General features: G+C 40.6%; 24 protein-coding genes. 12 read left to right on the forward strand and 12 right to left on the reverse strand.

From position 1 onward, the window contains the following. Nucleotides 1–640: 640 nt before the first annotated feature. Nucleotides 641–1012 carry a hypothetical protein gene (locus RMY27_RS04530; RefSeq protein ID WP_104909380.1) on the forward strand — a complete coding sequence of 124 codons (372 nt, stop codon included), beginning with the start codon at nucleotides 641–643 and terminating at the stop codon, nucleotides 1010–1012. Nucleotides 1013–1034: 22 nt separating this feature from the next. Here the strand turns inward: RMY27_RS04530 and RMY27_RS04535 are convergent, their stop codons facing one another. The 3 genes from RMY27_RS04535 to RMY27_RS04545 all read right to left on the reverse strand — a co-directional run bounded on the left by RMY27_RS04535 (nucleotide 1035) and on the right by RMY27_RS04545 (nucleotide 6192). Then, nucleotides 1035–3248: a bluetail domain-containing putative surface protein gene (locus RMY27_RS04535; protein ID WP_322660826.1), complete on the reverse strand. Its 2214-nt coding sequence runs from the start codon at nucleotides 3246–3248 to the stop codon at nucleotides 1035–1037. Between the two features lie 562 nt (nucleotides 3249–3810). Then, nucleotides 3811–4956: a glycosyltransferase family 4 protein gene (locus RMY27_RS04540; RefSeq protein WP_322660828.1), complete on the reverse strand. Its 1146-nt coding sequence runs from the start codon at nucleotides 4954–4956 to the stop codon at nucleotides 3811–3813. Between the two features lie 63 nt (nucleotides 4957–5019). Continuing rightward, complete coding sequence (locus RMY27_RS04545) at nucleotides 5020–6192, reverse strand: glycosyltransferase family 4 protein (RefSeq protein ID WP_322660830.1); 1173 nt, start codon at nucleotides 6190–6192, stop codon at nucleotides 5020–5022. A 537-nt stretch (nucleotides 6193–6729) separates the two neighbouring features. On the opposite strand from RMY27_RS04545, the gene RMY27_RS04550 reads away from it, so the two are divergent. Then, nucleotides 6730–9027 carry a hypothetical protein gene (locus RMY27_RS04550; RefSeq protein WP_322660832.1) on the forward strand — a complete coding sequence of 766 codons (2298 nt, stop codon included), beginning with the start codon at nucleotides 6730–6732 and terminating at the stop codon, nucleotides 9025–9027. Nucleotides 9028–9670: 643 nt separating this feature from the next. Here the strand turns inward: RMY27_RS04550 and RMY27_RS04555 are convergent. Next, the gene (locus RMY27_RS04555) at nucleotides 9671–9955 is read right to left on the reverse strand and encodes a DUF2470 domain-containing protein (protein ID WP_322660834.1); all 285 of its coding nucleotides are present in this window, start codon (nucleotides 9953–9955) and stop codon (nucleotides 9671–9673) included. A gap of 273 nt (nucleotides 9956–10228) precedes the next feature. On the opposite strand from RMY27_RS04555, the gene RMY27_RS04560 reads away from it, so the two are divergent. Then, nucleotides 10229–10984 (forward strand): metallophosphoesterase family protein, encoded by a 756-nt coding sequence (locus RMY27_RS04560; protein ID WP_322660836.1) that lies wholly within the window; start codon nucleotides 10229–10231, stop codon nucleotides 10982–10984. A gap of 138 nt (nucleotides 10985–11122) precedes the next feature. Here the strand turns inward: RMY27_RS04560 and RMY27_RS04565 are convergent, their stop codons facing one another. Further along, nucleotides 11123–11986, reverse strand: a complete 864-nt coding sequence (locus tag RMY27_RS04565) for a M48 family metallopeptidase (RefSeq protein ID WP_322660837.1) — start codon at nucleotides 11984–11986, stop codon at nucleotides 11123–11125. A gap of 393 nt (nucleotides 11987–12379) precedes the next feature. On the opposite strand from RMY27_RS04565, the gene RMY27_RS04570 reads away from it, so the two are divergent. Beyond that, nucleotides 12380–12913, forward strand: coding sequence for a DUF4330 domain-containing protein (locus RMY27_RS04570; protein ID WP_322660839.1), 534 nt, complete (start codon nucleotides 12380–12382; stop codon nucleotides 12911–12913). A 122-nt stretch (nucleotides 12914–13035) separates the two neighbouring features. On the opposite strand, the gene RMY27_RS04575 is transcribed toward RMY27_RS04570, so the two are convergent. Then, the gene (locus RMY27_RS04575; protein ID WP_322660840.1) at nucleotides 13036–13932 is read right to left on the reverse strand and encodes an alpha/beta hydrolase; all 897 of its coding nucleotides are present in this window, start codon (nucleotides 13930–13932) and stop codon (nucleotides 13036–13038) included. A gap of 614 nt (nucleotides 13933–14546) precedes the next feature. Between RMY27_RS04575 and RMY27_RS04580 the strand changes: the two genes are divergently transcribed. Together RMY27_RS04580 and RMY27_RS04585 are read left to right on the forward strand one after the other, a co-directional pair. Beyond that, nucleotides 14547–15131, forward strand: coding sequence for a hypothetical protein (locus RMY27_RS04580; RefSeq protein WP_322660842.1), 585 nt, complete (start codon nucleotides 14547–14549; stop codon nucleotides 15129–15131). A 186-nt stretch (nucleotides 15132–15317) separates the two neighbouring features. Next, a complete protein-coding gene (locus RMY27_RS04585) occupies nucleotides 15318–16091 on the forward strand; it encodes an armadillo-type fold-containing protein (protein ID WP_322660843.1) in 774 nt (257 codons plus the stop codon). A 56-nt stretch (nucleotides 16092–16147) separates the two neighbouring features. Here RMY27_RS04585 and ftsE read toward each other — a convergent pair whose 3' ends face one another. Continuing rightward, nucleotides 16148–16894 carry a cell division ATP-binding protein FtsE gene (gene ftsE / locus RMY27_RS04590; RefSeq protein WP_322660844.1) on the reverse strand — a complete coding sequence of 249 codons (747 nt, stop codon included), beginning with the start codon at nucleotides 16892–16894 and terminating at the stop codon, nucleotides 16148–16150. A 240-nt stretch (nucleotides 16895–17134) separates the two neighbouring features. Beyond that, nucleotides 17135–17890: a WecB/TagA/CpsF family glycosyltransferase gene (locus RMY27_RS04595; protein WP_322660846.1), complete on the reverse strand. Its 756-nt coding sequence runs from the start codon at nucleotides 17888–17890 to the stop codon at nucleotides 17135–17137. A 424-nt stretch (nucleotides 17891–18314) separates the two neighbouring features. Between RMY27_RS04595 and RMY27_RS04600 the strand changes: the two genes are divergently transcribed. The 3 genes from RMY27_RS04600 (at nucleotide 18315) to RMY27_RS04610 (ending at nucleotide 21299) form a co-directional block, all read left to right on the forward strand. Then, nucleotides 18315–19034: a response regulator transcription factor gene (locus RMY27_RS04600; protein WP_322660848.1), complete on the forward strand. Its 720-nt coding sequence runs from the start codon at nucleotides 18315–18317 to the stop codon at nucleotides 19032–19034. Between the two features lie 162 nt (nucleotides 19035–19196). Continuing rightward, on the forward strand, nucleotides 19197–20870 hold the full coding sequence (locus tag RMY27_RS04605) for a SpoIIE family protein phosphatase (protein WP_322660850.1): 1674 nt from the start codon (nucleotides 19197–19199) through the stop codon (nucleotides 20868–20870). 3 nt (nucleotides 20871–20873) lie between these two features. Further along, complete coding sequence (locus RMY27_RS04610; RefSeq protein WP_322660852.1) at nucleotides 20874–21299, forward strand: anti-sigma regulatory factor; 426 nt, start codon at nucleotides 20874–20876, stop codon at nucleotides 21297–21299. Nucleotides 21300–21441: 142 nt separating this feature from the next. On the opposite strand, the gene RMY27_RS04615 is transcribed toward RMY27_RS04610, so the two are convergent. Beyond that, entirely contained in the window at nucleotides 21442–21873 is a 432-nt protein-coding gene (locus tag RMY27_RS04615) for a ketosteroid isomerase family protein (RefSeq protein WP_322660854.1), read from the reverse strand. A 238-nt stretch (nucleotides 21874–22111) separates the two neighbouring features. On the opposite strand from RMY27_RS04615, the gene queG reads away from it, so the two are divergent. Beyond that, complete coding sequence (gene queG / locus RMY27_RS04620) at nucleotides 22112–23086, forward strand: tRNA epoxyqueuosine(34) reductase QueG (protein ID WP_322660856.1); 975 nt, start codon at nucleotides 22112–22114, stop codon at nucleotides 23084–23086. Continuing rightward, nucleotides 23061–23696: an HAD-IA family hydrolase gene (locus tag RMY27_RS04625; protein WP_322660858.1), complete on the forward strand. Its 636-nt coding sequence runs from the start codon at nucleotides 23061–23063 to the stop codon at nucleotides 23694–23696. The genes queG and RMY27_RS04625 overlap by 26 nt, the downstream gene beginning before the upstream one ends. A gap of 422 nt (nucleotides 23697–24118) precedes the next feature. On the opposite strand, the gene RMY27_RS04630 is transcribed toward RMY27_RS04625, so the two are convergent. Further along, nucleotides 24119–24496, reverse strand: coding sequence for a hypothetical protein (locus tag RMY27_RS04630; protein ID WP_322660860.1), 378 nt, complete (start codon nucleotides 24494–24496; stop codon nucleotides 24119–24121). Between the two features lie 216 nt (nucleotides 24497–24712). Between RMY27_RS04630 and RMY27_RS04635 the strand changes: the two genes are divergently transcribed. Next, the gene (locus RMY27_RS04635) at nucleotides 24713–25243 is read left to right on the forward strand and encodes an orange carotenoid protein N-terminal domain-containing protein (protein ID WP_322660862.1); all 531 of its coding nucleotides are present in this window, start codon (nucleotides 24713–24715) and stop codon (nucleotides 25241–25243) included. Between the two features lie 65 nt (nucleotides 25244–25308). Here the strand turns inward: RMY27_RS04635 and RMY27_RS04640 are convergent, their stop codons facing one another. Together RMY27_RS04640 and RMY27_RS04645 are read right to left on the reverse strand one after the other, a co-directional pair. Further along, nucleotides 25309–26073 (reverse strand): ABC transporter ATP-binding protein, encoded by a 765-nt coding sequence (locus RMY27_RS04640; protein WP_322660864.1) that lies wholly within the window; start codon nucleotides 26071–26073, stop codon nucleotides 25309–25311. Between the two features lie 191 nt (nucleotides 26074–26264). Then, on the reverse strand, nucleotides 26265–26537 hold the full coding sequence (locus RMY27_RS04645; protein WP_322660866.1) for a DUF3303 domain-containing protein: 273 nt from the start codon (nucleotides 26535–26537) through the stop codon (nucleotides 26265–26267). Nucleotides 26538–26551 lie beyond the last annotated feature (14 nt).

A 26551-nucleotide genomic window follows, 5' to 3' on the forward strand; every position in this document is an offset into this window, starting at 1 on the left:
TATGACTTTATTCTTGAAGCTCTTTTCTATGCAGCTTCAATGTAAATTGATATAAAGTGCAGAATTTAGCAGAAAATAAAAAGCCTGCATAACCAGGCTTACTTTCTTAGCCGCAGACTGAAGTCTGACGGCTAAATAATTCATGGCTATATGAGCGGACTTAATCTTCAAAGGCAAAATTAATTGATGTTATTCAAAAGACATCTTCAAAAATGAATGGCAATCTACATTCATTTTCACTCCTTTGTCTAAAGCTAAGTTGAAAAACTTGGTGAGGTACAGATAATCGTAGGGGCACAATATGTTGTGCCCATACCCGTGTACTTCATTTACCTGAGATACCCTGTATAAAGATAAATGAGGTTTAAATTTAAAATTTTTGATAGTTTATTTGAACTTTATTTTTGCTAATTTTTAGGAAAATGACTGTAAATAATTAGTGGGAAATAATTGGCATCCCTGCACTTCAAGCATCGCTTTTCCTCTTGTAATTCAATACATTTGGACTATAATATATATATAGCTTCCAGCAAGCTGAGTTAAGTGTAAAACTGCTCTGTGACAGCCTTTTGGTAAATGGATTCAAGGGTTGGTCTTATACTTAAATACTACATTATTGACCTAAGAGGAAAATTATTAAATGATGCAACTGAGTCATTATCCAGCTGCGATCGCACAAGCTGCCCAACGGGCTAATGAAATAGATTCTCAGTTGATGGCAGTGCAGCACCAAGTTAACCGATTTGAAGGCAATGCAGATCGCACCGCCGCCTTTGAGATGGATTTGAAAAATGATGCTCAACGCAAGGCTCGCCGCTTTGAGGTGCTGCTTGTAAATCAGGAATATCAAAAGGCAATAGACACCCAAATTCGATTAACTGTCGATAAAGCAAATGCGATCGCCCATTTGGAATATCTGCGTAACCAGTTTAGTGTAGCTAAGTTGGAAGCAAGATTAGCGATCGCTCAACAACTTTCTGATTTTGAATCTCGTGAATTAGTTGGTTTATAGTCACACCCCAAGCGTAGTTTGATTAGACAACTGCTAAATTAGTCAAGTTACCTTTGTAGCCACTAATCTCAATCACAGCATCCGTGAGGGCAGAGAATCCATTATTGTTATCGTTGAGTGCCAAAAAAGTCTGCCCCTTATTGCCTGTACCGAGGGTAAAAGTTGCCGCACCTTTAGCCACAAAAGCAGTTGCAGTCAATATCTGTTGTACATCTGATAGATTCAGTAGGGTAACAGTGCCAAGTTGAACTAAATTAGCAGCGTCAACTGCATACAGCCCATCAATTTTATCTTCACCGATTTTCAAGTCAGTAATTCGATCAAAGCCAGACAGCAGCGAATCACTCAAGCTGTTAAACACAAATTTATCAGCGCCACAATCTCCTATGAGGATATCACGCCCACCGCCACCATTGAGGATGTCATTACCCTGACCACCAATTAGTTTGTCATTTCCGGCTAATCCAAGCAGTTTATCATTATCTTTTTTGCCTTTAATTTGATCATTACCAGCCGCACCAGTGAGCGTGTCTGCACCATTGCCACCATTTAAGGTTTGGTTTGGCACAATTCCTTGTGTAGTGGTCTTGCTGATCAGTTGACCATTGGTATCATACAGATAAGTGGCAACTGTATCAGTAGTGCCATCACTGTTGCTGTCAATATCTGCGGTAGTTAATTTGCCATTGGTATCATAGTTGTAAGTGGTAATCTCCTCAGCGATGCCATCATTATTCAGGTCAGCTAGCTGTGCAGCTAGTCTGGTGTTAGCGTCGTAACTTAGGGCAGTCACTTGATCAAAGATACCATCATTATTGTTGTCAATCTTCTGTGAAATCAGCTTGCCGCTAAAATCGTAGCTGTAGATGCCAACTGCATCAGTTACACCATCGTTATTGAAGTCATAACTGGCAGATGCGCGTCCATAAGTATAGGTTTCGACATAATCAACTATGCCATCGTTGTTGCTGTCAGTGCTAGAGGATGTCAAGTTGCCGTTGGCATCATAAGTAGAGGTTTCGGCATAATCAGCTATGCCATCCTCGTTGCGGTCACTGCTAGAGGATGTCAACTTGCCGTTGGCATCATAAATATAGGTATATCTATTAACAACTGTGCCATTGTTGTTGCTGTCAATGCTCAAGGATCTCAACTTGCCGCTGGCATCATAAATATAGGTTGAGACCTCATCAACTATGCCATCGTTGTTCCTGTCAAGGCTAATGGATGTCAACTTGCCGTTGGCATCATAAGTAGAGGTTTCGACTCTATCAACTATGCCATCATTGTTGCTGTCAACGCTAGAGGATGTCAACTTGCCGTTGGCATTATAAGTAGAGGTTTCGACATAATCAACGATGCCATCGTTGTTGCTGTCACGGCTATTGGATGTCTGGTTGCCGTTGGTATCATAAGTAGAGGTTGAGATATAATCAACTATGCCGTCGCCATTGTCGTCACGGCTAAAGTATGTCTGGTTGCCGTTGGCATCATAAGTAGAGGTTGAGATATAATCAACTATGCCATCGTTGTCCGTGTCAAGTCTACTGGATGTCTGGTTGCCGTTGGCATCATAAGTATAGGTATCGACAGAATCAATTATGCCATCGTTGTTGCTGTCAATACTAAAGGATATCAACTTGCCGTTGGCATCATAAGTAGAGGTTGAGATATAATCAACTATGCCATCATTGTTGCTGTCACTGCTAGAGGATGTCACCTTGCCGTTGGCATCATAAATAGAGGTTTCGACATAATCAAATATGCCGTCGCTATTGTCATCACTGCTAAAGGATATCAACTTGCCGTTGGCATCATAAGTAGAGGTTGAGATATAATCAACTATGCCGTCGCCATTGTCATCACGGCTAAAGGATGTCAACTTGCCGTTGGCATCATAAGTAGAGGTTTCGACATAATCAACTATGCCATCATTGTTGCTGTCACGGCTAAAGGATGTCAACTTGCCGTTGGCATCATAAGTAGAGGTTTCGACATAATCAACTATGCCATCATTGTTGCTGTCACGGCTAGAGGATGTCAACTTGCCATTGGCATCATAAGTAGAGGTTTCGACATAATCAACTATGCTGTCGCCATTGTCATCACGGCTAAAGGATGTCTGGTTATAGCGGTAGGTAATAACTGAGTCTATTATCCCATCACTGTTGTTGTCTATCCTTTCAGATATCACATTGCCAGCAGCATCGTAAGTGTAAGTTATACTTGAAGTCATAAATTTGTCTTCCTTATCTGTTTGATTTGGTGTTAATGTGTTTTAATCACACCTCGCTATGGTCTGCAAAATCTTTTTGTCTACCAAATGTGGGTAGTTGAAAGTCGCAGTAGATTGTTGAATATATTTCTGTTGTATCAGTTATAGAAGTATTCTTAATTACACCATTTATTATATGACATACCTCATTGCTAAATGGAGCAACTTGGTGTAGATACTCGCACAGTCAAGCAAAGTTTTTAAATTCGATTCGCTGCAAACTTGTGCAAGGCTGTACTAATTTTTAATATTATGCCCATGTATCAATCATCAAAGCACCCTTCCGCAGGCGAGTAAGCAGGGTGGTTTCATACAAGCAGAGAAAACTAAAATCGGGTTTCAAAGCCTCTCCCCGAAACGGAGAGAGGAATGGAAGTGGGGTAAAAAGCCATGCTACAAAACAAGAAATCAAGGCTTATGTATTTTTCTTTTTTCGTATGAAACTACCCTGCCTTCCGCAGGCGAGTAAGGGAGTGAAAGCTACGCTTTAGCCGGGTGGGGTTAGCACGGGTATTATGTCTATTTAAGCGGACATGATATGAGACAGCAGTTGGGCAATTTGCTGATTAATAATTGCAGCATCAAAACGCTGACTAGCCGTAATTCTCGCGTTACTAGCTATAGTTGCAGTTATTTCCGTTTCCTGAAGACAGGTGATAATTACTTGTGCAAGTTCCTGGGGTTGTCCTGGTGTCACTAAAAAACCATTAAGTCCATGTTTTACTAATTCGATTGCACCTCCAGCTTTGGCTGCAACTACAGGTTTTCCACATAGCATTGCCTCTACAATAACTCTACCAAAAGGTTCTGGCGAAGTAGAGGTATGTGCCACCAAGTCACAAGCTGCCATTAACTGGGGAATATCAGAACGAAATCCTAAAAATTTGACGCGGTTTTCTAATCCTAGTTCACTAACTTGTTGGTGTAACTTTTGGACATAATCTTGTTCGCCAAACAGTGCATCACCCACTAAAATTGCCATCACATTATGCGGACATTTAGCAAGGGCATCAATTAAAATATGCTGCCCTTTCCAAGGTGCAAGACGGCTAAAGTGTCCAACGACAAATTTTCCTTCTAATTTTAACTGTTGCTGTAATTTCTGAATGTCAGACTCATCAGTTTGATAATTTTTTGGATTAAAGCCGTTATAGACAACTTCGATGATATCTGGGTGTCCTCCTGCTTGTACGAAGGCTGTTTGACTAGCTTGAGAATTAGCAATTACTAATGATGCAAAACGATTAGCTAAGTTAACAGCAATGCGAAGATTAGTTTGGCTAAAATGTTCTTTGGAAAGAATATCATGTAAATGATAAACCAGAGGGCGACGACTGAAAAAACTTGCCAACGCTCCAACAACTAATGCTTTTTGGGTGTTGGCATAGATTAAATCGTATTCACGCGCTTTTTTAACTACTTTAGTAATCAAAGGTGCAAGTTGTCCCAAACTCTTGAATCCTTGTAGCAAACTGCTTTCTTTGCGAACTTGGATTGCTTGGGTTGCAAGAACTTCTACTGGAATATGATTTTGTCGTAGTAAATCTTTAAACGATCCATCTACAAATAAACCTACTAAAGCGCGATCGCCATAAGGTTTAGCAATATCTATTAAACATAATTCGGCACCGCCTGGTTTACCGCTTTGATCTAAGAAAAGTATTTTCATTAAACCTCTATTTTACCTAATTTGGCTCATGTAGTGCCCCTAGAATTTATTAAAATTACTTGTTTAAGCTAATAAAACATTCCGTACTTGCTGGGCAATTTGATTCCAGTTGTAATGTGTGGTGGCGTACTGGCGACAGGCTTCTCGTGAAGGTATAGGGATATTTCCCAAAAGTGCTTGTTCTAATTTTTCAGCAATGTCTGAGGCTTCTGTTGAAGTAGTAATGAAATCGGGTGAAAATTCTGATAAAATTTCTGGCATTCCCCCAACGGGAGTACATAAAACAGGAGTACCACAGGCTAGAGACTCAACTATTACTAATCCAAATCCTTCAAAAGATTGACTAGGCATAATAGTCAATTCAGCCGCTTGATAAGCTATAGGTAATTGCTCATCAGGCAGAAAACCTAAAAATTTAACGTTGTCAGCTAGTCCTAATTCTATAGCCTGTTGTTGTAGTGCAGCTTGGATGTGACCACGACCTGCGATCGCTAGCCAAACATCTGGTATTCTGGGCTTAATTATAGCCAGAGCTTGCAATAATTTGTCAACTCCGGTTCGATGTACTAAACGGCGTGATGTAAATATAATCCGGCGATTATTAGGCCAGCCTAGCTTTGCACAAGCCTCCTGGGGTGATAAATTTGGTTGAAACCGATTAATATCAACTCCACCGGGAATAACATTAATTTTACTCCACGGGACTTGATATTTATCATGTAAAATTTTACCAAATGCTTTGCTCAAAACAATAAAGCGATCGCAGCGATTATAAGTGTTTTGTTCTATTAGCCAGTGTTTGATTAAAAGACTGAGGTTTTTGTTAACAACTTCCTGCTGACTTTCAGAAGCCCAAGGGCCATGAAAGTTAAAAGTAACTGGTACTCCCTTTGGTAAAATATCTAAAATCGGAAAGCTATATAATGCAAAGTGCAAATTAATAGCATCTGGTTTACTGGTTCTTGTTTTCTGAAAATTCGTGCGAATCGACCATAATCTTTGCCAAATAGCACTATTGGGACTCGCCAAGTTAGTCAGCTTGATCGGCGAATTTAATTCAGTTTCTGGTAAACCGACTCCGCATAATTCAATCCGATCTTGATTTGCAGCTAATTTATGAGTTAGTTCATAAATATACCTTTCTAGCCCTCCGGGACTTTTGGGAAACCAGCCTAATCCAAGGGTGAGAATAGATGCAGATGCTGAATTAAAACTTCTTTCTTTATTACCTTCCATCGATATTTATCCTATAAATATATTAAAACAGTAGGGACACATACCTGTGTGCCCCTACAGCGTGTTGTATCCAAACCCGAATCACTATAATTTTGGAATACACATTACTAATAAGAGTTTTTTACGGAACACCAATTTATAAACTATTTATATCCCAACGTCAATAATGAATTTAACCCTGTATTTTTATTAACTAAATAACACTTGCTACATATCTACTCTACCCACGAGCAAACAAGCTGGATGCTAGATATATCAAGGAAAAAACACTATCAAGCAACTAAACTTGTATCAAGAATCACACTAAAAAAGCAATAATAATTACTTTTGAGATTGTTGTTCGGCATTTTATACAATAATGTGATTTTGATAAAGCTTATATAAATAGTACATTTTTAATCCTGATAGGTCTTTATTGATATGTAATCAGATATCTTGCTTCAAACAACTGTATATTAGTAAATTTAAAAACAGTTATCTTTTTTGCGGATTTCATAAAAGGTAATTGTATATAAATAATTAAAAGATGAAAAATATATGATAAATAAATTACTAACGAAGTTAGTAAAACTTCGTCATGAACTCAATCAGAAAGTAAAAAAATTATCTAAGACTAGATATTTACAAAGAAGTAAAACTTTCAATTTTTTACTCAGTATGACTGTTGCAGTCATTGTTACTAGCATTGGAATTACAACAGACTGGACAACAACAGAAACACCGACAATTACATACAAAGCATCGTCAATAAGTAACACTATTGACAGTGCAAATTCACAGGTAAAAAACAATACTAAAACACCCACGTTTAACTACAAAACATCGTGGATAGGTAATACTATTGGCAGTGGAAATCTGCGGGTACAAAACAATATTGAGGCAATGTATGTTGCTCGTGATGGCACAGTTTATACTAACAGCCATTGGGATGAGGCGGCAATGGAGGCAGGAATATATAAAGATGGTAAGGTTATTGCTGCCCTTGAAGATACTCACGGCTGGAGTCGTGGCGGTGGCAAAGCTGTAACCGCAAATAGCAAATATGTTTACATTGCCATGACTCAAGGTTCGAGGGGCGATACAAAAGAAGATTATCCACCAGAAGGAACAACTTGGTATAGCGTTAGACGCTATGATTTATCAGGAAAACCTGCGGCGTTTCCGAATGGACGTGGCTGGGATAAAAGTATGCTGATTACCAGTACTAAAAGTGAAGTGACTGGATTAGCAACTGTGGAAAACGAGTTGTATGTGAGTGATTTTGCAGCTAACCAGATTCGTGTTTATGATACTGAGACGATGAAGGAACTCCGCAGCTTTACCTTTGCTAATCCGGGAGCAATAACTATTGATCCACAAAAAAATCTGTGGATTATTCAAAGTAAAAATGGTAGTAAGCCTGCTAAAATTCTCCATTATTCCCAAAGTGGAAAGCAATTGCCCCAACAGATTGCAGATATTGTTGAACCAACAGCGATCGCTATTAATCATCAAGGTAAACTGTTAGTAGCAGAAAATGGCCCGCGTCAGCAAATGTTGACTTATGAGATCAAAGATAAACCAGTGCAGGTGAGTAGTTTTGGTTCTAAAGGCGGTATCTATGCAGGAGTTCCTGGTGAAGTTCGAGATTTGAAACTTTACGGACTTACCGGAGTTGGTACAGATGCTTCCGGCAATATCTATATAAATAGTAATGGTTTCAACAAATCAGGAACAGATTTGCGGAAATTTTCGCCATCGGGAAAACTAATGTGGCGATCACTGGGATTGATATTCGTCGATAATGCAGATGCCGATCCTAAAACTGATGGTGTAGATTTATTTACTAAACAAGAACACTATCTGATGGATTACAGTAAGGCTGCTGGTAAGCAATGGAATTACAAAGCCTACACCTTAAATGCTTTCAAATATCCTCAAGATCCACGTCTGCATACATCGCCAGATGGAACCTTTGTTCGCCGCATCCAAGGGAAGCCGTTTTTGTTTCTCACAGATATGTATAACAGCTTTCTGCAAATATATCGTTTTAATCCCGCTACAGATGGTAAAGTCGCCATACCCGCCGGCATGTTTGTCGGTACTAATGGCAAAGATTTACCATTTATTGCCGGAAATTGGCCACCACATCAACCAGAACAAGGAGAATGGATCTGGCGCGATCGCAACGGTAATGGCAAATTTGAAAAGAACGAATACGATCGCAGCAAAGATTATCCTCATATTGGCGGCTGGTGGGTAGACAGCAAAGGAGATGTTTGGAAAGCTTTGCGAACAGAAGATGGCATTCGACACTATCCTTTACAGGGAATAGATCCTAAAGGCAACCCCATCTACAGCTATAGTTCGATGGAAAAGCAAACTACTCCCAAAATATTTAACGACTTGCGGCGGATCGAATATTTCCCCCAAACAGATAGTATGTTTTTGTCGGGGTTTACGGTAGATCACCCTGCATTTGGTGACGATGCTGGAGTTGCTGGATCTGAGATTGCCCGTTTTGACAATTGGAGTAAAGGAAATCGTACTCCCAAGTGGCGGATTGTAATTCCCTACGACAGCACCGGGAAGCGTGAAGTGTCTACAGCAGCAATCAGTGTAGCGGGAGACTATGTATTTGCCGTGACAGTCAAAACCGCAGAGGTATATGTCTACAATGCCAAGACGGGAGCGCAAGTAAAACAGTTAAAACCAGGCCCAGAAGTTGGCAGCGAAAGTGGCTGGATTGATATACCCTACGGTATTCGCGCTTTTCGGCGTTCCAATGGCGAGTATCTAGTATTTGTGGAAGAAAATTGGAAAGGAAAAGTGATTATATATCGGCTGGCGGGGTGAGTATTTACAGCAATTACGACATATAGTTGAGTGCTGAGTAGTGAGTGCTGAGTGCTGAGTGCTGAGTAGTGAGTGCTGAGTGCTGAGTGCTGAGTTCTGAGTGCTTAGTCAAAACCCAGTTGTTTCAAAACTTTGAGCAATCAATACTGTCCTAATCTGTGTGACTACGGCTATAACCCTCTTCTGTCACTCTCCGGGAGGGCGATCGCTAAAAACCTGATGAGGCAATCAATACAAGCTATAATATTAGAAAAAATCAGTCTTGTATTTGTTATTAGAAAATAATCGCGCGTAGGCGTAGCCCGTCGTAGACATCGCAGGCTATACAAAAGCTCTAGAATTCAGAAATGGCAAAAGTTTTCGGAGAGTGACAAAAGAGGGATAACACAGCTTTAACTTTAAGCTTAACTAAGCCGGAAATCCCCGACAACTTTTACAAAGTCGGGGATCTTGTTTTTCACTATGTATTTTTCTTTGTTCGTATGAAACCACCCTGCCCTCTGGGGATAAGGGGCGGGGGTAAAGGTATGGTATTTTCCCTTGCCCTTTAACCTTTCACCTTTCCCCAATCTAGTATTGCTATATGTACAAAAATATGTGATTAAATGTATCGCAGATTTAGTGTCAATTATTTTGTCATTTCCTAGTTAGCCTTTACCCGCGCCTGCTTCACCATTGCAATCAAAGTTTGATGAGCATCTTCCGCATCTACTAAAACACGATCGAATTGAATGCGAACTGGTACAGTTTCCCCATTGACTTGCGCTGTTAAATCCATACCCTGTGCATCAATTGACAGCATTTCGGCTGCGATCGCATCTGTTAAACCACCAAAAGCTTTAGCATAAATAACTACAGCATCAGCATGATCGTCATTCATGTGCTTGCAGATGCGCGAACTAATTTCAGCAGAAAAACCATTAGACATTGTGAACTAACTTAAAAGTGATGAATATGGCAAGAGCCTAAATTCTCGGCTAAGTAGTTTAAATTAGCAGAAAAACCTAGTCTTAGGCATCGATATTATAAGTTATATCTGAAAAACAATAGTCGTTGTATATATTTAATAAGTTAAGTTTATTACTAGTACAAGAATTAAATTAAAATAAACATTATCCAGTATTTTTACCTTTCATTGCGGAAACCAGACAGCGTAAACTGTAGCAGAAGTATTAGCCAAAACTATTGCAGCTAAGAGACAATGAGCGAAACTAGCCCCAGACGAATTGTAATTGGGGATGTGCATGGACACTATGAAGGTTTAATGACATTGTTGGAGGCGATCGCCCCCACGTCAGAAGATCGAGTCTATTTTCTGGGAGACTTAATCGATCGCGGCCCTCACAGTGCGCAAGTAGTTAATTTTGTCAAGCAAAATAACTACTCATGTTTGTTGGGAAATCATGAGCAGATGTTACTAAACATTCTGACCAATGAAAGGACTTCTTCCTCGACGATGCAAGCATGGCTGTTTGGTGGAGGGCAAGCTACCGTGGCCAGTTACCAAGAGGCTCCAATTCCTGATGACCATCTGGATTGGTTAAAAGCTTTGCCTACATACCTTGACTTGGGGGATATTTGGTTAACTCATGCTGGTGTTGACCCTTCCAAGTCGGTGACAGAACAAACTGCCGATGAACTGTGCTGGATACGAGAGGAATTTCACAGCATTGAAAAACCCTACTTTCCAGATAAGCAAATTATCATCGGTCACACCATTACCTTTACCCTGCCGGGTGTTGCTCCTGGTAAACTGGCCCAAGGCAAAGGATGGCTAGACATAGATACTGGCGCTTATCATCCCCGGAGTGGCTGGTTGACTGGACTAGATGTCACAAATCAGTTGGTTTATCAAGTTAATATCTTTAAAAACTATATCCGTACCCTGCCTTTAGAAGAGGTTGTAAGTACAGTTGATCCAGCCAAAATTAAAGTTGATCGCCGCAATAGGAATTAAGGAATATTTGAAATGAGGGGGAGAAATCAATTAAAAATCCAAAATTAAAGAACTTCTGCCCCCTACCTGGTTGTTGAGCGACTTGCCCTGAGCGTAGTCGAAGGGAGTCGAAACACTGCCTCCTCTATCCCAATTTCCTCAAGACTTCGCTAATGGTCGAATATTAGCTTTATAACTAGCATTATCCAAGCCATATTTTCCATTACTAGGTTGAGATTTAATTGCACGTCTGAGGGCATCAATGCGATCGCTGGTTCCGGGGTGAGTACTCAAAAATGTCGGCGTAGAACCACCCTTTTTCAGCAGCTTTTGCATAAAAGAAACTATCCCAGACTGGGCATAACCAGCGCGTGTCAAAGTTCTTAACCCTCTTTGATCAGCATCAAATTCATCTTGACGACTGCGAGGACGATTCAAGGCAAGTTCTACACCAATGTTCACAGCCGTATTGCGATCTAAACCACTTGCTGATGCTAAACCACTAGCGATCGCTCTTTGCCGCATCTGTTTAACCAGGTGTTTCCCGCCAATATGACCAATTTCATGGGCGATGACACTGGCGAGTTCCGCTTCATTATCGGCGGCTTTCAGCAAACCCGTATGGACATATACATAACCTCCTAAAGTGGCAAAGGCATTAATAGCATCATCTTCAACGACTTGGAACGTAAAGGGAAGATTAGGGCGATCGCTACTAGCCACTAAACGCCGACCGATTTGTTCGACATAGCTATTAACTTCAGAATTACGGTAAAGTCTGACTTGACTCCCTAGTATTTGCTGATTAATCTGTTTGCCAATATCAGTTTCCTGGCGATCGGATATATTAGAAAGCTGAAGTACCTGGACTCCCTGCAATATAAGAGGCAAGAAGTCTAAAGTTCTTCCAGGCAAAGGTGTACTCAGGCACAGGCTCAAGGCGACTACCACTGAAATTAGGGGATAAAACCAGCGACGCCGCCATACACGGTAATTTGCAGCAAAACCTTTCCAATTGAACATAATACACTCTGAAGATTATTTCGGAAGAACATCAAATGAGGGGACAAATTATAAGACGGATTTAGAGTATTCTAAGTTGCATTCTTAATTCAAGACCAAAGGAGTTGTCATACAGATAATCTTGATGCAAATCTACCGAATTGTGTGAGGCTAGGGATTCTCTCTAGAGATAGGCTTAAACACTAGATTTTACTTTCTAGGTGCGTCAGTATTAACTGGTAAAAGTTTGAGGGTTAGCTGCCGTGCCTCGGAAATTACGAACTCGTGATAAACTGTCGCATAACCGCAACCCCCGAATACTTTGAGTTATTACCAAATAGGGAAAATTACCGTTTCCATCGAAAACTTTCTGGCTACAATCCATTACTTCGCTATTACCTTGGAAAACTTTTTATGGCTATTTTAGATTCAAAAGGTCGCTTGTTTGGCAAAATCAATCTTCTAGATTTAGGTGCCTTACTGGTAATTCTACTAGTTATCTTTGGCATCTTTGTTTTTCCTGGCACTTCTGGTTCTGTCGCCCAAGTTGGTGCAAAAACAGTACCCATAGAAGTCGACTTAGTAGTTCGTGGTTTGAATGTACGTGACCCAGGAAGATTAATTGACAATGGTTTAAAAAAAGGCGGAAAAACCAATGTGATTATCCGCAATCAACCCTACGGACAGATTGAAATTAAATCTATTCAACAGCTACCTAGAACAGTCAATGTTTTCCAACCGGATGGCACTGTTAAAGAACTGCCAGATCCCAAGAGCAACAATTACAGTACAGATTTTCTTTTAACTTTAGATGGCAAAGCCCAAGTTACTGAAAGTGGGCCAGTTTTAGGTAACAGTAAAGTGAAAATTGGGATGCCATTTGAGTTAGAAGGTTTTAACTACAACTTCAATGCAACTGTCATTGATATCAGATTGAAAGACAAATAGTATTATCACTTTTGTTGATAATTTTCTCTAGCAATCTTATTAAACATCTGGTGAAAAAGAATGTAGAGACGCGTTAATGCGGCGGGGCGAACCCAGTGCAATCTCGGTCTCTACGACTCATGTTAATTAAGCAAAGGCAAAAATTTGCGAATTAACCCGATTGTCACTGCTGGCAATTCCAACTGTGGTGTTAATCCAACATCTTCTAATTGTTGAAAAAATCGGATTGCTTGGGGATTGATTTCAGCAAGGCGGCGACCAATTGAAGGGCCTGTAAATTCTGATTTTTGTCCCCAAATAATGGCGGTGGGAGTGGTTAATTGTTGAATGTAAAGGGATAAGTCAAAGCACAAATCGCCACGAACAAAGGACAGTGCTGCATACTCAGCATTAGGCTGTAGGGCAGATTCTAGATAAGCATCTACAATTTCTTGGTAGACTCGATTCGATTGAGCAAATTGCCTTTGTTCTAAGAAGCTGCGAATACCACCACTAGTAGCAATTCCAGTGCTGTAAAGTAAACGATCAACAATGGGAACGCTAACTAACTGGGCAAAAAAACTACGGGAGTAGTTTTCGCCAAAGTCAGAAAGTCCGGCGGGGGTGGTAAGAATTAAAGACTTGAATAAATTAGGACGAGCTGCTGCTACCCGAATTGTAAATGCTGCGGTTAAAGAAGAAGCGATCGCTGTTACTGGTCCAGTACAAGTCTGCTCGAAAAACTCCCGAATCGTGGTCAAATAATCGTCAATATTATAACTCCGTGCTGGATGTTCAGACCTACCCCAACCAAGCAAATCTGGCGCAATGACCCGATATTCAGCCGCAAAAGCCGGATAAACTTTCGACCACTCATAAGCAGAAGACCCACCACCAAAGCCGTGCAAGAATACCAAAGTTTCGCGATCGTCTTTGGCTGTCACATCATCCTCCCAAGGCGCTCCAGCAGCAGTATAATATACCATTCTACCTAGTGAGGTATCTATAGAACGTTGTTCAAATCCTAGTGGTTGAAACATAAGTCTTTTTTGTTGACTGTAGTGATTCGTTGGCACAAGTAAGACACAATACCTGGGACGCAGGGCACACAAAGGGAAGATTCAGTAATTTATCGCCTCCCCTTTCGTCACTTTAGATGTTTACCGCACTCAGTGCTGAGTAAATTAACAAGCACTGAAGACTTGTGTACTTAGTAAGAGCAACGTCCCTTCTAGGCAGTCTTTTAACTCAGCACTCTTCATGTGTCTAGTTCAAACTCCCCACTCATTGTTATTATCAGCGAACCAATCACTCTCAGACTTCTGGCTAGCGTCAGATTAAGTAGATATAAAATTACTGGATTACTTGTAAAGATTTGGTGCTTTTTTTCATAAAAATAAAGTAACTGAACGTTGAAATTACTGTTATATAAGGGTTTTTCATGCTAGCGAGGCTCGCTCTGGCGTGAATCCAGCATAAGTTTTTATGGTAGTCTATCAAAAAACCGATAAATAATTTTGAGTGTCAACACGTCAAAAATAGTTAAAACGCTTATTTTAATAAGCTGTTAATTTTACTTAATATATGTAAAAATCACAGCTTTCGATGTATAAATAATTTAATTTTTATCTAAGTAATAGTAAGGCGGGATGTCATGGTAAAGCAGGCTACTCTTCAATTAAATAAACTACCAACGATTGAAGACGCTAAATTTGCGCTTGACAACTTGAATATACAAAACGAAATTAAAGCTTCAGCTAGGCGGAGTCAGGTCGAGCCAGTTTTTGATGCTACTAGACTTACTGTACCTACTTGTATTTGTTTAGACTTAGAAGACTTGAAGTGTTTTGAAGCAGTAGAGCGTCAATATGAACGTTGGGGAGTCATTTTTCACAATTCTCTAGCAATACAGCCATCAAATCCAGCATTTCCAACCTATTCAGGGCTAATAGTCTTAATGGGAGCGCCCAAAAGCGGATTTTTAGAAGCTACTTTCTTGCGTCCAGTTAATTCAGTTAGTGCCTTTGTCACTAGTTCGCAACGGCTAGTGCTTTCCGCCTACGATCGCGATCGGCAACTACTCGCTCAAACTGCACTACCAGGCTCTAATCTTGCCAATTCCGACTCGCCAATTTCCCCCAATACCTTATTATCTATAAATGTAAATAACATTCACAGCGTTACCTTTTGTACTTTTGATGGGCAATTCACCCTTGATAACTTTCGTTTTTGTCTTTAATTAAGACTTAAGTACAAGATGCCCTTGCTCTGAGCGATTGAAAATGGTATGTTAATTGGCGCTGTGCTGTATTAGTCTACTATCCGTCTATAAAATCGGGCATTTTATGGTTTGAGCCTTCATCCTTTCTTCATCCATAGTAAAACTTATACAATAGGTAATTTCGTAATTAAGTAGGTAAACACTGTGGGACAGGCTTCGTCTTCTTGGCAGCAATTGATCAACCAAATCCCCAACTGGAACTGGTCGCTTCCAAAATTCAAGACAAAGGGAGCCATGAAGCAGCAAACATTTAAACGTTTCTCTGGCCCTGGGGGCTTTCTTGGGTTCCTGACAATTATCATTGCCATGTTGTTGTGGAACTGGAAACTGCTACTGGCTCTCTTAATCGGCATTGGAGTAATGGTATTGGTTTACTCAATGCAGGAGTGGGACTGGCAATTGCGCTGGTCAAAAATACGTAATTTCTTAAATAGTTCAAATCGTCGGTTAGTTTTAGCAGTCATCAGTGGTGGTATTGCTACTGTCAGCACTTACATGGCAGCGGCAATATGGGTGGACTCTCACAGTCACTGGATTGCTGCTGGTGCGATCGCGCAAGGTGTGGGAACCCTGTTAACTTTAATTTTATTGGTATGGCAAATTGTCAACTTCTATGAAAATCGAGAAGAAGACCATCTCGATCGGTTGTTGATGAATTTAACAGAAAAAGATCCATTGAAGCGGTTGATAGCTCTAGGTCAACTAAGTAAATTCATCAGTCGTAAGCGAGTTGACTCTTCAGTGCAGCAAGATATTGTCCAATGCTTGCAACTCCTACTCAGTCGAGAGGAAGAAGTTGTAGTGCGAGAGGCAGCTTTTAAGAGTTTACAAGCCTGCGATCGCCTACAAGTGCTACCCCTTAAAACAGCAGTACCTTTCGTACCCGTATCAGCAAAAGTCAAACACCACGTTTATTAGTTATTTGTCCTTTGTCCTTTGCAAATGACCAATGACTAAGGACTAATGACAAATAACTATTTTCGAGACAACGTTCCATTACGAACTTGCACTACTGGATGATTGCACCGCCGTACCAATTGTTCATCGTGGGTGGTGACAATGACCGTAGCCCCAAAGGAATTTAACTTCTGGAGAATCTGGATTACTTGCCAGGAATTATCTGGATCAAGATTTCCAGTAGGTTCATCGGCCAACAGTAGGGGTGGTGTACCAACGATCGCACGGGCAATACTCACCCGCTGTTGCTCTCCTCCAGAAAGTTGATCTGGAAAGCAGTCAGCTTTACTCAGCAAACCTACCAGCTTTAAAGTTGGTTCTAAACGTCGTTGAATTTCTTTACGGGTATACCCTTGAGCTTGCAGCACAAAAGTGACATTTTCTGCTACTGTTCGTTGACTAATGAGTTTGTAGTCTTGAAACACAATACCAATTCGTCGCCGTAATAATGACAAGCGATCGCCCCGCAAATCCGCTACATTACATTCATCAACAATTACTTCTCCCTGTGTAGGCAGCTCCTGGCCATACAGCAGTTTCAAGAGCGTTGATTTACCAGAACCACTTGGCCCCGTGATAAACAGAAATTCTCCCTTTTTTACCTCAAGGTTTGCATTCAATAAGGCGTGAGTGCCGTTAGCATAAGTCTTGGTTACAGATTGCAATTGTACTTTTGTAGTAGTATTGCTACCGTGCTGTTGAGTTTCACTGTCCTCTCCATGAACGGATTTATCTGTCTTAACTTGAGTTGTTAATACTGGCATTGTGAAATTTTCCTCATACCCACAATCAAACAGTTTGACTGCTTAAATGTGACATTCTCCCCAAAATAAGGATTCCCAGGTTTCGCCTGGGAATTTAAAATTCAACAAAGAAAATTTAAAATTTTTTCAAGACTTTAATACTAACTAAGTAAGAACACTCAGAATTCAGCGCTGAGAACTCAGAATTCAGAATTCATAACTCTTAACTTAATTGCACTCAGCACTCAGCACTCAGCACTCTTAACTAATTGCACCCCTTGCTGTCAAACGATAAACAAACGCTTTCACAGCAAACGCTGGCAAAGCCAACATCCGCCGCCAGCGCCAAGGTTCTTGATAAAGGCGATACAACCATTCCAAATTATTATTTCCTAACCAGGCGGGAGCGCGAGTTTTAGTTCCCGACCAAATATCAAAACTGCCACCAACGCCAATCCAAATTGCTTGGGGACACAAATGGCGGTTTTCGGCAATCCATAACTCTTGACGTGGCACTCCCAAACCAACAAAAATCACTTGTGGCTGCAATTGAGCCAGAGTTTGTCGCAATTGTGCTTCTTCTTCTGGAGAATGGTAGCCTGAGTGAGTGCCGACTATATTCAAATCTGGAATTTGCTGCTGCCAAAAATCTGCCGCATTTGCCGCCACTCCAGGCGCTCCCCCATAGAAAAATATCTTGGTCCCTGTCTTTTGTTGCCCAAGTGCTTGCAAAAGTTTTTCTGCTAATTCAATCCCTGGAAACCGCTGCACTTTTTGCCATAACAGCCATCGTAAATACAGAACAACCCCAGCTCCATCTGGAATCACCAGTTCAGCATTTTTAATCACGTGAGCTAATAATTGATTTCGCTCTGCCTGCATAGTCATTTCTGCATTGAGCGTTACGACATGAGTTCCTCTGCCTGTGTGCAGGCATTCTAACAACCAGCCTGGATAGTCAGCCATCACATGAACTGGTATTCCCAACACTGAAAATGCTTGATTGCCGTTAGACATAGCCTATTCTTAAGTAATACTCACACCAGATTTTGCATGAATGTTAAGTTTATCAAATTTTTTTATATTAGAACTTAGGCAAAAGAGATTTCCCTTTGCCCTGCAACGAGAGTAAGCATAATTAAACTAAATAGACATAATAGTGAACAAGAATGTATATACGCAGCCCTGCTACGTAATATATAAGGGTTTTAGATAACACATAATTAATTTCACTCCTTTGTCTATTAATCTTGGGCGCTTGTACTTGGGCTGAACCAGTCCAACTTTTATTGTTAAAGTGTAATATTCACTCAGTATAAAACGCTCAACTCGCAACTCTGGTTCCGGGAATAGAAGCTCCCACTATACTGCTTGCAGCTAGTGTGGGAGTATGTCACGAAACTCGACTTTATGGTTATAGTGTAACGGGCTGAAGTTGGCTATGAGTAAAATTCGTATCGCTCTGATTGAAGACCATGACCTAACTCGTGTGGGTATTCGTACAGCACTACAGCAAAAGGATGAAATTGAAGTTGTAGGTGAAGCTGCTAATGCTGCTGAGGGTCTAAAAATGTTAAAAATGCTACAACCAGATATTGCCATTGTCGATATTGGTTTACCAGATAAAGATGGCATTGAGTTAACACGGGAGGTAAAATCTACTACTAATGGCCAGCAGCTACTTACAAAAGTGTTAATTTTGACGTTGCGGGATAACAAAGAAGCGGTGTTGGCAGCTTTTGCCGCTGGTGCAGACTCTTACTGTATGAAAGATATCAAATTTGATAATTTGCTGGAAGCAGTACGAGTAACTTACAATGGCAACGCCTGGATCGATCCAGCGATCGCTCGGATTGTATTACAACAAGCGCAACAAAATCCTCAAAAGTTGGAATCGGTTTTGGTCGATTCCAAGACTATTGCTCCTAATCCAGATTCTTTTGAGAATCTGGAAGGAATTCAACCTTACACCCTGACAGAAAGGGAATTGGAAGTGTTACAGTTGATTGTCGAAGGTTGTAGTAATGCAGTAATTGCGGAAAGACTTTATATCACAGTTGGCACTGTTAAAACTCACGTTCGCAATATTTTGAATAAGCTATGTGCCGATGACCGTACCCAAGCAGCAGTCCGCGCCTTGCGTTCTGGGTTAGTTGGATAAATTTAATTTTGGTGTGGATCAATTGAGGATAATCAAGGGAAACTCAGAACTTTGAAAAGTTATATTTTCAAAGTGAATGGCTTCTCTGATTTTCTCTTATTTATTAGTGAGATAAATATCATACTATCTCACCATTCAAATATATGAAAACAAAAGTCAAATATGGCTGAGATTGGGACGGACAAACTTAAGCTCATGGTGGTAGATGATGAGCCAGATAACCTAGATTTACTCTACCGCACTTTTAGGCGAGATTTTCAAGTATATAAAGCCAATCATGCCTTTGGTGCTATGGAAATCTTGGATCAATTTGGCGAGATGGCGGTAATTATTTCTGACCAAAGAATGCCAGAAATGAATGGGACTGAATTTTTTAGTCGCACCGTAGAACGCTTTCCAGACACGATTCGGATTTTGTTAACTGGTTTTACTGATGTCGAAGATTTGGTAGATGCGATTAACTCTGGTCAAGTATTCAAGTACATTACCAAACCCTGGAATCCAGAACGGCTGAGAAGCTTAGTTGAGCAAGCTACTGATACGTATCGCCTAGTAAAGAAGCGCACCCAAGAGTTGCGTCGGGCCCTACGGCGAGAATCTTTGTTTAATGCAGTAACAACAGCAATTCGGGAATCTTTAGACTACGATAGTATGCTGCAAAAAATTGTCGCAACTATTGGAGAAACATTTGAAGCTACCAGTTGCTTGCTCAAACCAGTAGAGGGCGATCGCCTCACCCAAGACGAGTTTTTCTACCACGATCCGAAATCTGATGTATCAGATTGCTTATTTGACTCCAGTGTTTTAATCGAAAAGGTGCTGGAAACCCGTCATTATCAACTCGCTCAAGATATATATGACGGTAATCCTAGTCACCACCTAGTTGTGCCACTTAGCTACCATCAGCATTTATTGGCTGTGCTGACCCTCCACCAATGGGGACGCGATCGCCCTTGGGAAGACGAAGACATCCAACTAATTGCAGGTGTTGCCGAACAAGCAGCCTTAGCCCTCTCTCAAGCAAAACTCTACCAACGCCTCCAAGAAAAGCAACAGCAGATTCACACTGAATTAGAGGTGGCTCGCCAAATTCAATACAACCTGCTACGCCAAAGTTTACCTGACATTAAAGGTGTGAAGGTGCAAGCTTGCTGCTATCCGGCGCGCGAAGTAGGAGGCGATTTTTTTGAAGTTTTTGTCCATCCTAAAGGCGACTTGTGGTTGGCAGTGGGTGACGTTTCTGGCAAGGGCGTCCCAGCAGCTTTATTTATGGCTAGTATTATTTCAGTTTTGCGCCGAGAATTATCTCAAGAGACGCCAGCAGAGCCGAATGTGGTTATGCAGAACCTTAACCACGCTCTTAGTGAAGATTTAATTAGCAACAATTATTTTGTCACTCTTGTGTTAGCTTGTTATACCCCCACCACTAAGGAACTGGTCTACACTAATGCCGGTCATATTTATCCAATATTATGGTCACGGCAAGGTGCTTTAGCCGAAAATCCCAATTACCTGAAAGTTCGCAGCGTTCCTTTGGGGATTTTGCCTAAGTGGCAGGCGCAGTCTGGTCGCTTGGTTCTCGCTGCTGGAGACACATTGTTACTAGCCAGCGATGGGATTACAGAAGCAATGGTATCAAATAATCCTGATTCAACAGTAAAAACTGAGGCTGGGGTTGAGTCAGTGAACCGTTCGATGCTGAATCAAGATGGTCTTTGGCAACTCTTACAACAAGAGCAACAACCACTTTCTCTTAACCATTTGCTAGCTCGCATCCAGGCAGATAATCACGTTCAAGAAGACGATCAAACTATACTTTCACTGGAGATTTTGTAAGTCATGAAAAGTGAGCTTCATGTACCAAGCGACTTGAATTTTCTGAATATTGTTGAAAACTGGTTGTTGGGATGTTTAAAAATTCAGCTAGGGGAATCTGTAGATTGGTCGCGGCAATCAAGTCGTTTGAGACTAGCTTTAGTGGAAGCCTATTCTAATGCAGTCCGTCATGCCCACAAAGACCAACCAAATTTACCCATCTTACTACGTTTAGAAGTGAAAAACCGGGATTTTGCTCTAGAAATTTGGGACTACGGCGAAGGCTTTGATATGTCTAACTACTACGCTCCAAACCCGATGGAAAAGCAAGAAGGTGGTTATGGTTGGCTAATTATGAATCGTCTCATGGATAAAGTAGATTACAAGTTGCAGGTTAATGGTGCTAACTGTCTGAAGTTAGAAGCTACTTTACCAGAATTAGTCCAATAGACAAAAGTTACTATTTTTCAAGTCATGCTCAAGTCATGCTATTTATGAGTCAGAATTCAGAATTCAGAATAAAGCCATAAATCCTGTGTAAGTAGGTGAGAAATATTCGTTGAAAACTTTGCCCTTTGTAGTTATTTGCTATTTACTTTTCACGACGTAAAGAAAGTAACTCTTGGGGGGAAGCTAAAAGTTTGATTCTAGTATACGAAATTTGCCGTTGTTGGTTGAGAATAAATAGCCACAAGACATTGACACTACACCACGAAGTTTGTGCTTTGCCTGTTACCTGGACTTGGATATCACCATTGTCTAAAGTATCGGCTATTCCTGTGTTCGGGTAAGCTTTGATGTTTTGACCTTCTTGTTTTAAGTAGGCTGCGATCGCATCTGTCCCGACAATATCAGATTCAAATGGCGGACGCATCACACCATCTATCGCAAATAAGGCAGCAGTTGCCTCAAATTCTCCTGCATTTAAGGTTTCAAAATAACGCAGTACACTTGGTTCTGTAATTCCCTTAATCTGGAATTCTTCTTTAAACTGGGCTGGCGATATAAATTCAGCAGAGGTCATAAAATTACCTGTATTATCGTGTCTGAATATTAATTTCAATACAAAAATAAGTAAAAAAAAAGCTGCTATTGAGATAGATTGCTACATATTAATAAATCTTCCTAACGATGGAAGTCTTGAACTGCTACGCGGTTCCAGACAGGCTATATAACGGGCGTTTAACAAATCTTAATTAAAAGTATTGACTACGTCATATATAATAAAAGCGCCTTTATTTGGGCAAAATCCAGATAAAAAAATGAATCAGTATTCTGTAACGAGCAGCAGTCTGGTGAAAGAAAAAGCCAGCGAGTTGGGCTTTCACAAAGTTGGAATTACTGCTGTAGATCGGGTAAATGCCATAGAAAGGCAGAGGTTGCAAGCATGGATTGAACTGGGTTATCACGCTGATATGAAATGGATGGCGAATCCAAAGCGTCAGGATATCCGCTTAGTGATGCCAGAGGTGCGATCGCTAGTGTGTGTAGCGCTGAATTACTACACACCACATCAACGTCCTGAAAGTGAGGAATACGCCAAAATTTCCCGTTATGGTTGGGGAAGGGATTATCACAAGGTGATGCATAGAAAACTCAAGCAGCTATCTATATGGCTAAAATCACTTGATCCAGGCGTATTAGCTCTTTATTATGCAGATACTGGCCCGGTGCAAGATAAAGTGCTGGCTCAACTTGCTGGAATTGGTTGGATTGCTAAGAATGGTAATGTAATTACACGGGAATATGGCTCTTGGGTATTTTTGGGAGAAGTGTTGACCAATTTAGAATTAGAGAGCGATCGCCCACACACAGAACACTGCGGTAGCTGTACTCGTTGTCTTCAAGCTTGTCCTACAGATGCAATTACTCAGCCTTTTGTTGTGGACGCTAATCGTTGCATTGCTTATCATACAATTGAAAATCGGGACAAAGAATTGCCAGAGGCGATCGCATCTAATTTGCAAGGCTGGGTTGCTGGTTGCGATATTTGCCAAGATGTTTGTCCTTGGAATCAACGTTTTGCCCAAACAACTGATATTGAGGAGTTTCAGCCAAATCCAGTGAATATTGCTCCCCACCTGCTAGAATTAGCCCAAATCTCAGATCGGGAGTGGGATAAACGATTTCCAGCATCTGCCTTGCGGCGGATTAAGCCAGAAATGTTACGACGCAACGCCCTAGCTAATCTTGACGCATCCAGGCAGAAGAATGACCCAGAAAGTAATTATTTTTGATTTTGATGGCACAATTGCTGATACAGTAGATGCCCTTGTAAGTATTGCTAATCGTTTAGCTGGAGACTTTGGTTATAAACAAATAAGCCCAGAACAATTAGCCTTCCTCAAGAACTTAACATCTAGGGAAATCATTAAGTACTCAGGAGTTTCTCTATTTAAAATCCCTTTTCTAGTTAAACAAGTTAAAGGGGAATTAAAAAACAAAATCCCAGAATTAAAACCAATTCTGGGTATTAAGGAAGCATTAACAGAACTCCAAAATAAAGGATATAAATTGGGTATCATCACTTCTAATTCTAAAGAAAATGTTACGCAATTTCTCACAATCAATGATTTAAATCACCTATTTGATTTTATCTACTCAGGAATTACAATTTTTGGCAAAACAACCATCATCAATAATGTCTTGAGGCAAAAACAACTCAAACCTCAAGAAGTTATTTATGTTGGAGATGAAACTAGAGATATAGAAGCATCAAAAAAAGCAAATATCCAAGTGATTGCAGTGACTTGGGGCTTTAACTCACCGGAAGTACTAGCCAAGCAAAATCCAGATTATTTAATTCAGCAACCTAGCGAACTACTAGGAGTGATGAACAGTCGTTAATTAATAAATAGTCAAAAGTGGATTGTGAAGATTTTACCAATTGACCGTGCCAGTTTGAGATTTTAGAAAATTTGCGGTTCATGCCCCGCAAGAAAGTAGGCAAAACAAATTGTCAATCCAAAATTTAAAATCATATTGCCCCGTACCTTTGTCGTTAGGATCAATCCAAAATCCAAAATTTAAAATTCAAAATCAGTTGACTATTGGTCAAAACAGTAGAGTGGGCAATGCCTACTAATGGTCACAACTTCAATTTTTATATTTGTGACATTGCCCATATTATACCAATTCCATTAATGATTGCAAGACACGCTTGACTAAAGACGCGATGAATCGCGTCTCTACAACGTCTCTACAAATGGTCTATTTGTCGCCTTCTTTTTTAAAATTGGTATTACAAAATAGTAAGATATCAGGAAAAATTAATTTTTCCGTTCACCCTTTTCTAAAGCTTGTTTTACTAAATCATCGCTGACATTAGTTGCATCCTCAGTCCGAGAATTCCCAACTTCTTTTGCTGACTCTAGAAAATCATCAGGATTGCCTGTTGACTGTGTTTGAGGTTTTGTCTCTTGTGGCTTAGAGGTTTGATATTTAGGTGCAGTAGCTGAATCAGCTGCTGCTGCACCTTCACCTGTGCGATCGACTTCACTAACGCTGAATTTTTGTGCAGCTGCATAATCAGCATCAAAATCCACCGTTGGCGCTTTTTCTTCACCACTAGCTATGCTTTCAGCAGCTAATTGTGCATCCTGGGTGGAAGCTTCATTTAAATTGGGCTTCACTTCTTCATCAGGCATAATTAAAACCTTAGGTAAATTTTTTATTGCTAAAGCTAGCATAGCGAAGTAATGTGCTGATTTCTTGCTTCCTGGGGGAGACTTTTACCTCTATTAAAAGGTAGATTAAAGCTGGAATTTCCAATTAATTTAACTATTTCTATGGATAGTAGAATCTGATTCTCAAACTCTGGTAGGACTTAGTTTGGCCTATTACATTTCCTTGGAAACAAATTTATGACTGCAAGTTACGATAAAACTATTTCTCAAGCCCAGAGCAATGAAACTCAACAATTTGTGGATAGGTTTAACGCCTTAGATACTGATGCCAAATTAGCTTGGTTCTATTTTGTTTATAAAAAAATGGGTGATTCGATCACGCCCGCTGCTCCTGCTGCGGCTGAACCAGAGTTAGCACCACTTCTGCTAGGAGATTACTTTAAATTATCCGATGAGCAGCAACTAGATATTATGCGGGATATTGTTAACCGCAAAGACACAGAATATTCTCGTGCTTATGGGGCGATAAAAGAAAACAACCAGCTGCTAGTTTGGTATGCTTGGGCGGTAGCTATGGGAGATACGGTGGTTGGAATACCGTCTAGTTACCAGCCAAGTCAGGCAGTTAACGATCTGCTTTCCGAGATTGAAGGACTAGATTTTGAAGAGCAAATGTCAGTGTTTCGGACAATAGCTGGTGAAGTGGGTTACACCGATGTTAAACCAATCGAAACACAAGCAGAAACTGGAAAAACGTCAAGTTTGTAATCAGCTTTGGCGATTAGAAATCGCGGCTACACAAACCAAAGTCCGCCTCTGCGGACTTTACGAACCTACGAGACAGCTAACTGACTCAAGTCGGCTGGGGTGAGGTTAGAGTGTACTACTTGACCATCACGGAACCAAACGATGCGCTGAGTTTGACGGGCGACTTCTGGTTCATGTGTCACCATGACAACTGTGATTCCACTGGCATTGAGTTCGCCAAAAATATCTAAGACTTCTTGGGTTGTGCGCGAATCAAGTGCGCCTGTAGGTTCATCGGCGAGGAGTACTACGGGACGATTGACGATCGCACGCGCGATCGCTACTCTTTGTTGTTGTCCACCAGATAGTTGAGTTGGTTTGTTGTTGAGGCGATTTGCTAAACCTACTCGCGTCAATGCTTCTGTTGCGCGATCGCTTCTTTCTTTCGGATTCACACTAGCATAGACCATTGGTAGCATCACATTTTCTAATGCTGTGAGTTGGGGTAATAAATGGAATTGTTGGAAGACAAAACCCAGCTTTTTATTACGGATGTGTGCCAAGGATTTATCATCCATTTGCGCCACATCAATATTATCTAAGTAATAATGTCCACCTGTGGGTCGGTCTAGACAGCCGATAATATTCATAGCTGTGGATTTGCCTGAACCAGATGGCCCCATAATTGAACAATATTCGCCCTCGTGGATAGTTAAATTAACATCGTTAAGTGCTTTGACTTCAGTTTCGCCACTGCCATATATTTTAAAGATATTCTCCAAACGAATAATTGTTGATTTAGGGACGGGATTAGGAACTAGAGAATCGGTAATTGAAATAGTGTTTGCCATAAGAATTTATTATTAGTTGGTAGAGATGCAATTATAGCGATCGCTCAATTAAACTATAAGAAGCAGAGAAATTCTTCCTAGTAGTAACAAGTTGCTTTAGCATGAGCATCGGCACTAATTAGGGAGGCTGAGCTTCTCAATAGTTATTCACGGTTAGAGACTAGGCTAACAAACTATGCATCTACCTGCTGCTAAAGTGTCTTATTAACTATCTCTGCTGTCTGTTTCGACAGAACGACGGGAATTATCTCAAATTCACCAAGGTCTTGCCATTGCAATATCCACTCCTGAAATAAACGTAGATCGTCACATTCCATGAGTTGAAAGCAACGATCAAAGTTAACTTCAACCCAGCTATCTACATACTTTAAACCTTCAGGCATCATGCGCCCTTTCTCTTGAAATCGGCGGTATATTTCTTTAGTTTTACCGTCCTTAAATCGCTCGACTACCATAAATAACATTTTGTCTCCTTGCT

Source organism: Nostoc sp. DedQUE09 (assembly GCF_034530915.1).
GTDB lineage: Bacteria > Cyanobacteriota > Cyanobacteriia > Cyanobacteriales > Nostocaceae > Nostoc.